The 14,397-nt window shown below is 65.1% G+C and carries 10 protein-coding genes; 3 read left to right on the plus strand and 7 right to left on the minus strand.

What is annotated here, in order from left to right:
- The first annotated feature begins 4 nt into the window (after positions 1-4).
- On the plus strand, positions 5-1,987 hold the full coding sequence (pknB, locus tag E3N85_RS10630; RefSeq protein ID WP_134462989.1) for a Stk1 family PASTA domain-containing Ser/Thr kinase: 1,983 nt from the start codon (positions 5-7) through the stop codon (positions 1,985-1,987).
- Positions 1,988-2,064: 77 nt separating this feature from the next.
- Here pknB and E3N85_RS10635 read toward each other — a convergent pair whose 3' ends face one another.
- The 3 genes from E3N85_RS10635 to E3N85_RS10645 all read right to left on the minus strand — a co-directional run bounded on the left by E3N85_RS10635 (position 2,065) and on the right by E3N85_RS10645 (position 5,260).
- Positions 2,065-3,435 (minus strand): class II 3-deoxy-7-phosphoheptulonate synthase, encoded by a 1,371-nt coding sequence (locus tag E3N85_RS10635; RefSeq protein WP_134462991.1) that lies wholly within the window; start codon positions 3,433-3,435, stop codon positions 2,065-2,067.
- 98 nt (positions 3,436-3,533) lie between these two features.
- Positions 3,534-4,223, minus strand: a complete 690-nt coding sequence (locus E3N85_RS10640) for a 1-acyl-sn-glycerol-3-phosphate acyltransferase (protein WP_134462993.1) — start codon at positions 4,221-4,223, stop codon at positions 3,534-3,536.
- Positions 4,224-4,315: 92 nt separating this feature from the next.
- A complete protein-coding gene (locus E3N85_RS10645; protein WP_134462995.1) occupies positions 4,316-5,260 on the minus strand; it encodes an ROK family glucokinase in 945 nt (314 codons plus the stop codon).
- Positions 5,261-5,433: 173 nt separating this feature from the next.
- On the opposite strand from E3N85_RS10645, the gene E3N85_RS10650 reads away from it, so the two are divergent.
- Entirely contained in the window at positions 5,434-7,266 is a 1,833-nt protein-coding gene (locus E3N85_RS10650) for a long-chain fatty acid--CoA ligase (RefSeq protein WP_134462997.1), read from the plus strand.
- A gap of 58 nt (positions 7,267-7,324) precedes the next feature.
- Here E3N85_RS10650 and def read toward each other — a convergent pair whose 3' ends face one another.
- Genes def through E3N85_RS10665 form a run of 3 tightly spaced genes read right to left on the minus strand, consistent with a single transcriptional unit; the run spans position 7,325 to position 12,645 of the window.
- Positions 7,325-7,816: a peptide deformylase gene (gene def / locus E3N85_RS10655; protein WP_134462999.1), complete on the minus strand. Its 492-nt coding sequence runs from the start codon at positions 7,814-7,816 to the stop codon at positions 7,325-7,327.
- A 60-nt stretch (positions 7,817-7,876) separates the two neighbouring features.
- Positions 7,877-9,205, minus strand: a complete 1,329-nt coding sequence (locus E3N85_RS10660) for a MinD/ParA family protein (RefSeq protein WP_241978436.1) — start codon at positions 9,203-9,205, stop codon at positions 7,877-7,879.
- A gap of 35 nt (positions 9,206-9,240) precedes the next feature.
- Positions 9,241-12,645, minus strand: coding sequence for a pyruvate carboxylase (locus tag E3N85_RS10665; protein WP_134463001.1), 3,405 nt, complete (start codon positions 12,643-12,645; stop codon positions 9,241-9,243).
- Between the two features lie 78 nt (positions 12,646-12,723).
- Here E3N85_RS10665 and E3N85_RS10670 point away from each other — a divergent pair, with 78 nt between their 5' ends.
- Positions 12,724-13,536: a ParA family protein gene (locus E3N85_RS10670; RefSeq protein WP_134463003.1), complete on the plus strand. Its 813-nt coding sequence runs from the start codon at positions 12,724-12,726 to the stop codon at positions 13,534-13,536.
- 58 nt (positions 13,537-13,594) lie between these two features.
- Here the strand turns inward: E3N85_RS10670 and E3N85_RS10675 are convergent, their stop codons facing one another.
- Complete coding sequence (locus E3N85_RS10675; protein WP_134463005.1) at positions 13,595-14,146, minus strand: MerR family transcriptional regulator; 552 nt, start codon at positions 14,144-14,146, stop codon at positions 13,595-13,597.
- Between the last annotated feature and the right edge of the window lie 251 nt (positions 14,147-14,397).

A 14,397-nucleotide genomic window follows, 5' to 3' on the forward strand; every position in this document is an offset into this window, starting at 1 on the left:
AGGAGTGAGCGCTCCCTCGACCGACCCGATGATCGGCCGTCTTATCGACGGCCGGTATCAAGTGCGCTCGCGCATCGCGCGCGGCGGCATGGCCACGGTCTACCTCGCCACCGACTTGCGCCTCGAACGCCGGGTCGCGATCAAGATCATGCACGGCCATCTCGCCGACGACAGCGCGTTCAAGATCCGGTTTATCCAGGAGGCCAGATCGGCAGCCCGACTGGCTCACCCCAACGTTGTGAACGTGTTCGACCAGGGCCAGGACGCCGACATGGCCTATCTCGTCATGGAATATCTACCCGGCATCACACTGCGTGACCTGCTCAAGGATTACGGCCGACTCACAGCTGAGCAAACCCTCGATATTCTCGAAGCCGTGCTCAGCGGGCTCGCGGCCGCCCACAAGGCGGGCATCGTGCACCGCGACGTCAAGCCAGAGAACGTGCTGCTTGCCGACGACGGCCGCATCAAGATCAGCGACTTCGGTCTGGCGCGCGCGGTCAACAACAATACGGCGACCGGCCAAGCCCTGCTCGGCACCATTGCCTATCTCTCCCCCGAACTCGTCACCCGCGGTATCGCCGATGCGCGCAGCGACATCTATGCACTCGGCATCATGGCTTTCGAAATGCTCACCGGCGAGCAGCCCTATGTAGGCGAAGCTCCGATGCAGATCGCCTACCAGCACGCCAACGACACCGTGCCGATGCCGAGCAGCAAGGTTGTCTCCGTTCCCCGCGAGCTCGACGAACTCGTACTCTGGGCCACCGCCCGTGACCCCGAGGACCGTCCTCGTGACGCCCGGGTCATGCTCGACCAGCTGCACGACGTGAGCGCGCTCGTGCGCGGCGGTACCGAAGAACTGGCTCTGCAGCAGACGATGGTCCTGCCCGCCAACCTGCGCACCGACGCCAACGCGCTAGCAGACGCCGAAACGCAGGTACTCGGCGCCAGACTCGCTCCCACCAAACCTCCCGCCGCGACACTGCTGGGTATGCACCCGGTCGGCACCGGCCCGATAGGCCCGCCCGACAGTGGCGATCTATTGACCAAGAAAGCCGACAAGCGCAAGCGTCGCGGCTTCTGGCTGTTCGCCCTTGTCATCGTCATTGCCGTCGCCCTCGGCGGAACCGGCTGGTACTTCGGATCCGGCCCGGGATCCGACGTCATGGTGCCCGACTTCGTGTCGGCCTCCCCCGAAGCCGCCTCGTCTGAGCTGACCGAACTCGGTCTCATACCCGAACCGAGCGGCGCCTTCAGCGCCACCATCGCCGAGGGGCTCGTCATCGGTACCGATCCGCATGCGGGCAGCCGCGTACCCCAGGACAGCACCGTCAGGGTCATCGTCTCCCAAGGCCTCCAGCCCATCACGCTGCCTAAATTGGCCGGGGCGACGCAGGCGGACGTATCCGCTGCCATCACCGAACTGAACGCCGTGGTCGGCAGTATCGACCCGGTCTTCAACGGCGAGGTGCCGGAAGGCACAGTCCTCTCGGCAAGCAAGGAATCCGACGGCGCCGACGTCTCGGCGGGCGGCGAATACTTCGAGGGCCTGACCGTGAACCTCGTCGTGTCACTCGGGGTCATTCCCAATGTCGATGGCAAGACCGTGGCTGCAGCCACCGACATTCTGGTCGGCAAGAACCTTCTCGTGGTCTCCGGCGAGCAGACCTTCAGTGACACGGTCGATGAGGGCGACGTCATCACCGCTCGGGTACCTGAGGGCGCCGTACGCGAGGGCGCCACGCTCACCCTCGTCATTTCCCGCGGTCCCGAGCCGGTCACCGTGCCCAATGTCATCGGCATGTCCTGGAGTGACGGCAAGAAGGCCTTGACCGCGCTCGGCTTCAAACTCACCTACAACCCGGGCGCGGATGCACCGATCTACTCCACTCTAATTCAAGTAGCGTCGACGGATCCAGCGGCTGGCACGTCATTGCCCAAGGGCAGCACGATATCGCTCAAACCCACGAACCCGTTCGGCTGATCCCGGGCCCACCTTGCGACCCGGGCCCAGTTTATAAACTGGGCCCCGGGAGGGGCCGGGCCCCGTCCAGATAGAGGCTAACGAGCCGCGAGCTCCTCGGCTACCAGAAAGGCGAGCTCGAGGGACTGCATGTGGTTCAGACGCGGGTCGCACAGCGACTCGTAGCGGGTCGCCAGGGCGGCCTCGTCGATGTGCTCGGAACCGCCGAGGCATTCGGTGACGTCATCGCCGGTGAGTTCAACGTGGATTCCGCCGGGGTGCGTCCCCACCGCGCGGTGCGCCTCGAAGAAGCCCTTGACCTCGTCGACGACGTCATCGAAACGACGCGTCTTGTAGCCGGTCGGTGTGGTGACGCCGTTGCCGTGCATCGGGTCGGTCACCCACAGCGGCGTCGCTTCGCTGGCCTTGATGGCCTCGAGCAGCGGCGGCAGGGCATCCCGCACCTTGCCGGCACCCATGCGGGTGATGAAGGTCAGGCGGCCCGGTTCGCGGTTCGGGTCGAGCTTGTCGACGAGGCGCAGCATGTCGTCGGCCGACGTTGTCGGGCCGAGCTTGACGCCGATCGGGTTGCGCACCCGCGACAGGAAGTCCACGTGAGCGCCATCGAGGTCACGAGTGCGTTCCCCGATCCAGATGAAGTGTGCCGAGGTGTTGTACGGCGTTCCGGTGCGGGAGTCGATGCGGGTCATCGGGCGCTCGTAGTCCATCAGCAGGCCCTCGTGGCTGGTGTAGAACTCCGTTCGGCGCATCGCCTCGAAGTCGGCGCCGCAGGCGATCATGAATTTGATCGCGCGGTCGATCTCCTTGGCCACCTTCTCGTACTGCTGGTTGGCCGGGTTGGCGGCGAAGCCCTGATTCCAGCTGTGCACCTGGCGCAGGTCGGCGAAGCCACCCTGCGTGAACGCACGAATCAGATTGAGGGTCGATGCCGACGTGTGGTAGGCCTTGACGAGCCGGTCCGGGTCGGCCTCGCGCGACTCGGGCGTGAACGGGTAGCCGTTGACGATATCGCCGCGGTACGCCGGAAGCGTGACATCGCCGCGGGTCTCGAAGTCGCTCGAGCGGGGCTTGGCGAACTGGCCGGCCATGCGCCCCATCTTGATCACCGGCATCGACGCACCGTAGGTGAGCACGACGGCCATCTGCAGCACGGTCTTGACCCGGTTGCGAATCTGATCGGCCGTGGCGCCGCTGAACGTCTCGGCACAGTCGCCCCCCTGCAGCAGAAAACCCTGCCCGCCAGCGGCCTGAGCGAGCCGGTCGCGCAGAATGTCGACCTCACCGGCGAAGACCAGCGGCGGCTGCGTCGCCAGCTCAGCGGATGCCGCCGCCACCTTGGCCGCATCGGGCCAAATCGGCTGCTGCTTGATCGGCAGGGTGCGCCAGTGGTCGAGACCCGTGATGACAGAGGCTTCTGCGGCAACGATGGGCTCGGTGGGGTCTACCACGGGATGGTTCCTGTTTTCTATACTGGACCGGCAACTCGTACCGACCCGAAATGGATGAGGTGTGTCACGCGCAATGCGCAGACAGCACTTCAGGCAGCCTATCGCGAAAGGCTGGCCCGCTTCTCCTTGACCGAGGAGGCGTAGACGTCGACGTACTCCTGCGTGCTGAGTCGCTGCAACTCATACATGAGCTCATCGGTGACACTGCGTAGAACGAATCGGTCGCTTTCCATCCCCTCGAACCGGGTGAAGTCCAGTGGTTTACCGATGACAATGCCGATGCGACGCACCCGCGGAATCCGTGTGCCGGTCGGCATGGCTTTCTCGGTGTCGATCATCGCCACCGGGATGACCGTCACGCCCGATTCCAACACCATGCGGGCCACACCGGTGCGGCCGCGATACAGGCGGGCGTCGGGGCTGCGGGTGCCCTCCGGATAGATACCGAGGATGCGCCCCTCGCCGAGAACCCGCAATCCGGTGTTGAGCGAATCCTCCGAGGCTTTGCCGCCCGATCGGTCGATGGGCAGCTGCCCGGCCGCGGTGAGAAACTGGCGCGTCGCCCAGCCTTTGAGACCCTTGCCGGTGAAATAATCACTCTTGGCCAAAAAAGCCACCCGGCGCGGCACAACCAACGGCAGAAAAACCGAGTCGATGAATGACAGGTGATTGCTGGCCAGAATGACCGGGCCGGTCTTGGGTATGTTCTCCAGCCCGATGATCCACGGGCGAAAAAGCGAGAGCAGCAGCGGGCCGATGACGATGTTCTTCATGATCCAATAGAACATGCGCACTCCTTTATCCGGCTCTGAAAGCTTAGTCCGCTGACACGAGTGGAGCGGATGCCGCGCGCAGGCCGCGCACATCTGCCTTCTGTCGGTCAGCGCACAGCGTGCAGCCGGGCGAGGTCCGCCGCACCGACGACACCCGCGTCGTTGACCAGCTGGGCGATGGCGAACTCCGCCTCCGGGTGGTAGCCGCGGGCGGGCAGATGGTCGAGGTACGCAGCGCGAATCGGCTCGAGCAGCAGGTCACCGGCGGCGGCCACTCCCCCGCCGAACACGAACACCTGCGGGTCGAGGACGGCACCAAGGCTCGCACAGGCCTGGCCGAGAGCGCCGCCCAGCTGGCGCAGGGCCGCAAGGGCGCCGCCGTCCCCGTCTTGAATCAGCCGACCGACGTCTTTGCCGGTGAGTTTGCCGCGCCGTTCGCGGGTGGCGGCCAGGCCCAGCCCTACGCCGCCGGCATCCGCAAATTCGTTGGCGATGCGCAGCAGTGCCCGACCGGAACCGTACTGCTCCAGGCAGCCGTGGGCACCGCAGCCGCACGAAAGCCCATCGGGCACGACCCGCAGGTGGCCCAACTCGGCGCCCGCGCCGAATCCGCCGCGGAACAGAGCGTTGTTGGTGACGATGGCCCCGCCGACACCGGTACCGATGGTCAGGGTGACCATGTCGGAATACGTACGGCCAGCGCCGAAACGAAATTCGGCCCACCCGGCGGCGTTGGCATCGTTCTCGATGATGATCGGCAGGTGCAGCCGAGCCTCGAGCTTGTCGCGGAACGGCTCATTGCGCCAACTGATGTTCGGTGCGTAATAGACAGTCGACTGGTCGGCATCGATGAAGCCGGCAGCGGCGACTCCCGCCGCGACGACGTCTTCGCCCGCGCTGAGGCCCTGAATCATCGCGACGACCGTGTCCTCGATTTCGCGCGGGTTGCCGGGGGTGGTCGGCTGTCGATCCGAGCGGATGATGGTGCCCGCCTCGTCGACGAGCGCCCCGGCAATCTTGGTGCCCCCAATATCGATACCAATGGCGTGCACGGGGCACCTTTCTTTCGGGGCATGTGGGGAGCGGCGCCTCTCAGCCGAACGGCTGGGCAGGTCACCCTCTAGAGTGTAGTTAACCAGTTTGCCGCTGGACGAAACACCCGCTCACCGCTGGATTCCCGGCGAGTGCGCAGTTGGCACGTTCAGCCGGTACCGAAGGAGTTGCCGTGAAACAGATTGACATGCCCGCCGTCGTTCCCGCCGATCCTGGCGCCAACATCACCGACCTGCTGATGAATCGTCTCGCCGCGTCTCCAGAACTCGTGCTGTTCTCACTTCCCCGGGATGGTCGCTGGCTGCCCGTCACCACCAGGGAGTTCCATGCGCAGGTCGTGGCGCTGGCCAAGGGCCTCGTCGCCGCCGGCATCCAGCCCGGCGACAAGATCGGGCTCATCTGCAAGACCCGCTATGAGTGGACCCTGATCGACTTCGCGGTCTGGTTCGCCGGAGCAATCCTGGTGCCCGTCTACGAGACCAGCTCGCCCAGCCAGGTGCAGTGGAACCTCAGCGACTCGAGCGCCATGGCAGTCATCGTCGAGACCGCTGACCATTTCGCACGGTTCGACGAGGTGTACCCGGAACTTGGCAATATCCGGTCGGTCTGGCAGATCGATCTGGGCGATTTGGACAAGCTCGTCGCCGGGGGCGCTGACGTGACGGATGCTGAAATCGATCGCCGCCGCAACCTGGCCGTCGGCAACGACATTGCCACCCTGATCTACACCTCCGGTTCGACCGGCAAACCCAAGGGCTGCGTGCTCACCCACGCGAATTTCCTCGAGACCAGCCGCAATGCCGCGGTCGCACTCAAGGAAGTACTGGTTCACCCCGAGGGTGCTTCGACGCTGTTGTTCATCACCACCGCCCATGTCTTCGCTCGTTTCATCTCGGTGCTCTGCGTGCACGCGGGCGTGCGCGTCGGCCACCAGGCCGACACCAAGACCCTCCTGGCGGCGCTGGGCAGCTTCCAACCGACTTTCCTGCTCGCGGTACCGCGGGTGTTCGAAAAGGTCTACAACTCGGCCCAGCAGAAGGCCATCGCCGGGGGCAAAGGCAAAATCTTTGACACCGCCGCGCATGTGGCGGTCGAACACTCCAAACTCGTGCAGGCGGGAACATCGATTCCCCTCGGTATGAAGATCAAGTTCGCACTGTTTGACAAGCTCGTCTACAGCAAGTTGCGGGCCGCCATGGGCGGCAAGGTCGTGTGGGCGGTCTCGGGTTCCGCTCCGCTCGGCGCCCACCTCGGACACTTCTTCAACAGTCTCGGCATTGTCATTCTCGAGGGCTACGGTCTGACCGAAACGACCGCTCCCGCCAATGTGGGCTTGGCCACGCGGGCCAAGATCGGCACGGTCGGACCGCCGCTGCCCGGCGTCTCGGTGCGCGTCATGGACGACGGTGAGATCGAGGTCAAGGGGGTCAACGTCTTCAAGGAGTACTGGAACAACCCCCAGGCTACTGCCGATGCGTTTGACGACGGCTGGTTGAAGACCGGCGACATCGGTGACTTTGACGCCGAGGGCTTTCTCACCATCACCGGGCGCAAGAAGGAGATCATCGTAACGGCCGGCGGCAAGAACGTGGCCCCGGCCGCGTTGGAAGACCCCATTCGCGCGAACCCGTTGGTGGGCCAGGTCGTCGTGGTCGGCGACCAGAAGCCGTTCATCGGCGCGCTCATCACCCTCGACCCCGACATGCTGCCGGTCTGGCTGAACAACAACCAGGAGGATGCCGGCATGACGCTCGCGCAGGCATCCGTCAATAAGGCCGTGCTGGCGGAAATCCAGCGCGCTGTCGACCATGCCAATGAGGGTGTGTCGCGAGCGGAGTCGATTCGGAAGTTCTCACTGCTGCCCATTGAGCTCACCGAGGACAGCGGGCACCTGACACCGAAGATGAGCATCAAGCGCAACATCATCCTGCGGGACTTCGCCGGTGAGATCGAGGCGATGTACGTCAACGCGCCGGCCACTGAGGGCATTTCGCTGCGCGAGTGATCTTGCCGCGTTCCCGGCTGTCCGCACGGTGGCCGGGAACGCAGCGCGTCAGGCTCGATTAAAACCAGGTGGACTCGCGGATTTCCTTCATTGCGGCGCGACGGTTTTCTTTGTCGAGGCGGTCGATGTAGAGAAAACCGTCGAGGTGATCGGTTTCGTGCTGCAAGGCCTGGGCCATGATGCCGGTACCGGAGAGCTCGACCGTGTTCCCGTCGAGGTCGATGCCGGAGACTCGCGCGAAGGGATACCGCGGCGTCGGGTACCAGAGGCCGGGAACCGACAGACAGCCCTCGTCGACGAGGTCGGGCTCGCCGGATAGTTCAACGATGGTGGGGTTGAGAATATACCCGATGTCTCCGTCGACGTTGTAACTGAACGCGCGCAGATTGACGCCGATCTGCGAGGCAGCGACACCGGCCCGACCGGGCAGGCGCACGCTGTCGACCAGATCCTGCACCAGACCGCGCACCCGGTCGTCGATCCCCGTGATGGGGTCGGAGGCAGTCTTCAGTACCGGATCTCCGAAGAGACGGATCTGACGTTCGGGCACGGGGAGACTCCTCGGTAGGACGAATGGTGAGCGGCGAACGAGTGGAGGGCGAGCAGCCCGCTACAGGTTGCGGTCGGCGGGCAGCCCCTCGACTACGAGCTCGGCGAGCGTGCGCGCAGCCAGCCGAGTGATCGGCTTGAGGTCCTTGTACGACACGACGCTCCCTGCGGCGAGCTGCGGGTCGTAGGGAATGCGCACGATTTCGCGCACCCGGGAACGAAAGTGCGCCTCGATCTCTTCGAGCCGCACCAGGTTCGTGCCCTGGGTTGCGGTGTTGAGCGCGACGATCGCGTTGCGCACCAGCTCGCCGTAGCCATTCGCTTCAAGCCAGGTCAGCGTTTCCGACGCCAACCGGGCCTCGTCGACACTGCCGCCGGAGACGATCACGATGGAGTCAGCGCGCTGCAGGGTGGCCCGCATGACCGAGTGCACGATGCCGGTGCCGCAGTCGGTGAGCGCGATCGAGTAGTACCGGGCGGCGAGGTCGGCAACGACGTTGTAGTCATTCTCGTCGAAGGCTTCGGAGAGCAGCGGGTCGGTGTCGGAGGCGAGAATGTCCAGGCGGGTTTCGTCGCGCGACACCAGGGTGGAGAAGTCGGTGAAGTTGCCGATCGACGCCGCTTTGGTCACGACGTCCCGAACGGTCGAGCGGGTCTGCTTGCTGACGCGTTCGGAGAGGGTGCCTCGGTCAGGGTTGGCATCGATGGCGATGATGCGGTCCTCGCGGGCATCGGCCAGGGCCATGCCGAGCAGCGTCGTGACGGTGGTCTTGCCGACGCCGCCCTTGCGGGTGAGGATCGGCACGAACCGGGTGCCGCCCTCGAACTGGCGGCGGATGCGCTCGTCCATCTCTTTGTGCGCCTGCACCTTGGCAGAGTCGCCAAGATCGACCAGGTGCAGGGTGAGCGCGTAGACGAATTCGGGCCAGGTGCCCTGCGGTGCTTTGCGGGTCTTGCGGTTGACCGCGAGTAGGCGATCGGAGGTCAGCATGGCCGCCGACTCGGGGGTGTTGGTGTTTTCGGAGCGGGTACGGTCGCGCCGAACGGAGGAAGCGGTATCCGTTCTCGACAGCGATTCGATGGCGGAACTCGCGCCGGCCGCCCGGGTCGGGGCGGGCGTGTTGATTTCGACGGTGTGGGTCGTGGGGCTCGACACGCCCCTGGTCGTCGGGGTGACTGCACCGATGGCTGAACGAGCGGGCGCGACAACCGCGCGACGGGGCATTGCTGTGACCTCGATCGGCACGCTCAGGCTCTCGGGCAGAGCCGCCGCAAGATTGTCGATCGTGTGCGGCGGCAGCTCGCTGTGGTACTCGTCGTAGTCCCGCTGGGCGGCGGCAGACACGGGGCGCGCGGGCACGCTCTGCTCGTCAATACGTTTGTCTGGCACGGTGCATCCTCAACTGGTCGATAACGGCACTAATCTTAGCGTGGACACACCACCACGAGCAGATCGCCGGCATCAACCTGCTGGGTGAGCGGGATCGCCACCCGTTCGATGGTTCCCGCGATAGGTGCAGTGATGGCGGCTTCCATTTTCATGGCTTCAATCGAGGCGACGCTCTGGCCTGCTTCGACCTGGGCGCCCTCTTCGACCTGCAGGGTGACCACACCGGAAAACGGGGCCGCAATCTGGCCGGGCTGGTTGGCATCCGCTTTCTCGGCGATTTTGGTCTGCACGGTGATGCTCGTGTCACGCACGAATACCGGGCGCAGCTGGCCATTGAGAATGGTCATGACGGTACGCATACCCTTGTCGTCGGCTTCTCCGATAGCTTCGAGGCCCACGTAGAGCCGCACGCCCTTGGCGATTTCGACGGCATGTTCCTGGCCATGCTGCAGGCCGTAGAGGTAGTCGACGGTGTCAATGACCGACAGGTCGCCGTAGGTCTCCTTGACCCGTTCAAACTGGCGGGTCGGCGCCGGGAACAGCAGCTGGTTGAGCATGGCACGACGCTCGGCGCTGGTAGCGCCAAGCGCGGCGCGCTCCCCCGCGGTGATCTCGGTGACGCCGACACGCACGTTGCGTCCCGCGAGCACCTTGGTACGAAACGGCTCAGGCCAGCCGCCGGGCAGGTCGCCGAGCTCGCCGGCCATGAACCCGATGACCGAGTCTGGCACGTCATAGTTGCCCGGGTTCTGCTCGAAGTCGGCGGGGTCGGCCTTCACCGCGGCGAGGTAGAGGGCGAGGTCGCCGACCACCTTCGACGAGGGCGTGACCTTGGGAACCCGGCCGAGGATGGAATTCGCGGCGGTATACATGTCTTCGATCAGTTCGAAGTGGTCGGCAAGCCCAAGCGCGACGGCCTGGGTGCGCAAATTCGAGAGCTGCCCACCCGGAATCTCGTGCGAGTACACCCGGCCGGTCGGTGCGCTGAGCCCCGATTCGAACGGGGTGTACAGGGTGCGCACGGCCCCCCAGTACGGCTCGAGGTCGGTCGTGGCCTTGAGCGAAATGCCGGTGTCCCGCTCGGTGTGCGCCAGGGCGGCGACGAGGGAGGATGCCGACGGTTGGCTGGTCGTACCGGCCATCGGAGCCGAAGCCACATCGACGGCGTCAGCACCGGCGCGCGCCGCGGCGAGCAGCGTGGCGAGTTGGCCGCCCGGGGTGTCGTGGGTGTGCACGTGCACGGGCAGGTCGAAGCGTTCGCGGAACGCGGCCACGAGCTTCTCGGCTGCGCTCGGCCGAAGCAGCCCGGCCATGTCCTTGATGCCGATCACGTGCGCGCCGCTTTCAACGATCTGGTCGGCAAGGCGCAGGTAGTAGTCGAGGGTGTAGAGATTCTCGGCCGGGTCGAGCAAGTCGCCGGTGTAGCAGACGGCGACCTCCGCCAGGGCAGTGCCGGTATTCAGCACCGCGTCGATGGCTGGACGCATCTGCGACACGTCATTGAGGGCGTCGAAGATGCGAAAGATGTCCACGCCGGTGTCGGTCGCCTCGCGCACGAAGGCGTCGGTGACCTCGGTCGGGTACGGGGTGTAGCCGACGGTGTTGCGGCCGCGCAGCAGCATCTGCAGGTTGATGTTCGGCAGGGCTTCGCGCAGCGCGGCCAGGCGATCCCAGGGATCTTCGCCGAGAAAACGCAGCGCCACGTCGTAGGTGGCGCCGCCCCAGGCTTCCACCGAGAGCAGCTGCGGCGTCAGCCGGGCGACATAGGGCGCCACGGCGACGAGGTCCTTGGTGCGCACCCGGGTTGCCAGCAGCGACTGGTGGGCGTCCCTGAATGTCGTGTCGGTCACGGCCAGCGCGGTCTGGGCACGTAAGGAGGCGGCGAACTTGGCGGGGCCGAGCAGTTGCAGCTTCTGTCGCGAACCGTCGGGGGCTGGCTGGGTGATGTCGAGCTGTGGCAGCTTGTCACGCGGGTGCACCGTGGTCGGCGGCGCGCCGTTGGGCTGGTTGACGGTGACCTCGGCGAGCCAGTTGAGAATCTTGGTGCCGCGGTCCTTCGACTCGCGCCCGCGCAGCAGTTCCGGGCGCTCGTCGATGAACGAGGTACTGAGGTCGCCGGCCGCGAAATCCGGATCGTCGAGCACGGCCTGCAGGAACGATATGTTGGTGGAGACGCCGCGGATGCGGAACTCGGCCAGCGCGCGCTTGGACCGGACGACAGCGGCCGCATAGTCGCGGCCTCGGCAGGTGAGTTTGGCGAGCATCGAGTCGAAGTGTGGGCTGATCTGCGCGCCCGTGTTGATGGTTCCACCATCCAAGCGGATGCCGGCGCCGCCGGGTGAGCGATAGGTGGTGATCTTGCCGGTGTCGGGGCGGAACCCGGCCGCGGGGTCTTCGGTCGTGATGCGGCACTGCAGGGCTGCGCCGCGCAGCCGGATCTCGCCCTGGGTCAGGCCGATCTCTTCGAGGGTCTCCCCCGCAGCGATGCGAATCTGCGCCTGCACGAGGTCGACATCGGTGACCTCTTCGGTCACGGTGTGCTCCACTTGGATGCGGGGGTTCATCTCGATGAACACGTGCTGCCCGGCGCGTTCACCGACGGTGTCGAGCAGGAACTCGACGGTGCCGGCGTTGACATAGCCGATCGACCGGGCGAACTTGATGGCGTCAGCGTACAGCTGCACCCGAATTTCATCACTGAGGTTCGGCGCCGGGGCGATTTCAATCACTTTCTGGTGCCGACGCTGCACCGAGCAGTCGCGCTCGAACAGGTGCACGGTCTCGCCGGAGGCGTCCGCCAGGATCTGCACCTCGATGTGTCGGGGGCGCAGCACCGCCGCCTCCAGGAACATCGTCGGGTCGCCGAAGGCACTGGTGGCCTCACGCATGGCCTCTTCGAGCGCCCCGCGCAGCTCGCTCTTCTTCGCCACCCGGCGCATGCCGCGTCCGCCGCCGCCAGCGACGGCCTTGGCAAAAATGGGGAAGCCGATCTCATCGGCCTGGCTGATCAACAGATCGACATCGGTCGACGGTTGTGTCGACTTGAGTACCGGTACACCGGCCGCGATGGCGTGTTCTTTTGCGGTGACCTTGTTACCGGCCATTTCAAGCACGTCAGCGCCCGGGCCGATGAACGTGATGCCGGCTGCTGCTGCGGCATCGGCCAGTTCCGGGTTCTCCGACAGAAAGCCGTAGCCGGGGTAGATGGCGTCGGCGCCACATTCCTTGGCAACCCGGATGATTTCACTCACGTCGAGATAGGCCCGAACCGGATGCCCCACCTCACCGATCTGGTAGGCCTCATCCGCCTTCAGGCGGTGCAGTGAATTGCGATCCTCGAACGGAAACACCGCCACGGTCTTGGCTCCGAGCTCGTACGCCGCGCGCATGGCACGGATTGCGATCTCGCCACGGTTGGCAACAAGGATTTTTTCAAACATGCAAGCCTTTCGAGGGCGTACGTCGCGCACAGCTAACGGTTAGGTTCTCTAACACTAGTGAAGGTAACGTTGCTACCCATGCACGTACTCAGCGTAAGTTCCCTTAAGGGTGGTGTCGGCAAGACCACTGTGACCCTTGGTCTCGCTTCCGCTGCCTTCGCCCGTGGCGTGCGAACACTCGTCGTGGATCTCGATCCGCAGTCCGATGTGTCCACCGGCATGGATATCCAGGTCGCCGGTCACCTCAACGTCGCCGATGTCCTCGGTTCGCCCAAAGAAAAGACGGTTCGCGCGGCGATCGCCCCGAGCGGATGGACCCGCAACCGTCCCGGCACCATCGACGTCATGATCGGCAGCCCGTCGGCGATCAATTTTGATGGGCCGCACCCCAGCATCCGCGATATCTGGAAACTCGAAGAAGCGCTCTCGACAATTGAAAAAGATTACGAGCTCGTTCTCATCGACTGTGCACCCTCCCTCAACGCCCTGACGCGCACGGCGTGGGCCGCGAGCGACCGGGTCGCTGTCGTGACCGAGCCCGGCCTGTTCTCGGTCGCTGCCGCCGACCGCGCCCTGCGCGCGATCGAAGAAATTCGTCGTGGCCTGAGCCCCCGTCTTCAGCCGCTCGGCATCATCGTGAACCGTGCCCGCTCCGCTTCGCTCGAGCACCAGTTCCGCATCAAAGAATTGCGGGACATGTTCGGTCCCCTCGTGCTCAGCCCGCAGCTGCCCGAGCGCACCTCGCTGCAGCAGGCACAGGGAGCGGCCAAGCCGCTTCATATCTGGCCCGGCGACAGTGCTCTCGAAATGGCCGGATTCTTCGATCAGATCCTCGACCGTGTGCTACGCACGGCGCGGATCGGCGAATACGCCGAGGTTCCCGCGCAGTAGGTCGTTCGACGGCATGCGCGTCGACACGACCTGCCGGAGGATCGTGCGCTCGCGGGTTCTAAGAGATTTTGCGGGTGGTGCGACGCGCGGCGAGTTCGTCTGTGGCGTCGATCGCCTGCAGGTCGAGTTCGACCAGGCTGGTTTCGACCTCGCGCAGCACCTTGCCAACGGCAATGCCGAAGACGCCCTGGCCGCGGCTGACCAGGTCGATGACTTCATCGTTCGAGGTGCACAGGTAGACGCTCGCACCATCGCTCATGAGAGTGGTCTGGGCGAGGTCGCTGATGCCCGATTCGCGCAGCTGGTTGACCGCCGTGCGAATCTGTTGCAGCGAGATGCCGGTGTCGAGTAGGCGTTTGACGAGCTTGAGTACAAGAATGTCGCGAAAGCCGTAGAGGCGCTGTGAGCCGGATCCCGCCGCGCCACGCACGGTAGGTTCCACCAGGCCGGTACGGGCCCAGTAGTCCAGCTGTCGGTAGCTGATGCCAGCCGCACGCGCGGCGACAGCGCCGCGGTAGCCGGAGTTTTCATCGAGCTCGGGCATGCCATCGGTGAACAGCAGTCCTAACGAGTAACGCGAAGCGTCAGCGTCGGCCTTGAGCTCACTCATATGAATTGCCTCTCGGGGGTTACGTCGTGCGGTGGCTGACAGCTGCGATGCGGCGGGCTGTCATTCACTGTGGTGCGGAACTGCTGCACGTGAGTTACTGCGGTTGATTTTGGTGATGCGAAGACGTGCTGCGGTGCATCGCTATCCCTACGGTACCGAGGTGGAACGCGTGCAGCCCTGACATTCGTACGACCGGTTCGGCGTGTCGGTACCGCCGCTGCCAGCGCCCTTGAAAATCAGACGGCCGGACC

Source organism: Cryobacterium sp. Hz9 (genome assembly GCF_004402825.1).
Lineage (GTDB): Bacteria > Actinomycetota > Actinomycetes > Actinomycetales > Microbacteriaceae > Cryobacterium > Cryobacterium gelidum.

What these genes read in the sequence shown, in the direction of transcription:
- E3N85_RS10640 (WP_134462993.1), bottom strand. Translation starts at nt 4,223, where the DNA reads ATGTTCTATTGGATCATGAAGAACATCGTCATCGGCCCGCTGCTGCTC.
- E3N85_RS10665 (WP_134463001.1), bottom strand. Translation starts at nt 12,645, where the DNA reads ATGTTTGAAAAAATCCTTGTTGCCAACCGTGGCGAGATCGCAATCCGT.
- E3N85_RS10670 (WP_134463003.1), top strand. Translation starts at nt 12,724, where the DNA reads ATGCACGTACTCAGCGTAAGTTCCCTTAAGGGTGGTGTCGGCAAGACC.
- E3N85_RS10675 (WP_134463005.1), bottom strand. Translation starts at nt 14,146, where the DNA reads ATGAGTGAGCTCAAGGCCGACGCTGACGCTTCGCGTTACTCGTTAGGA.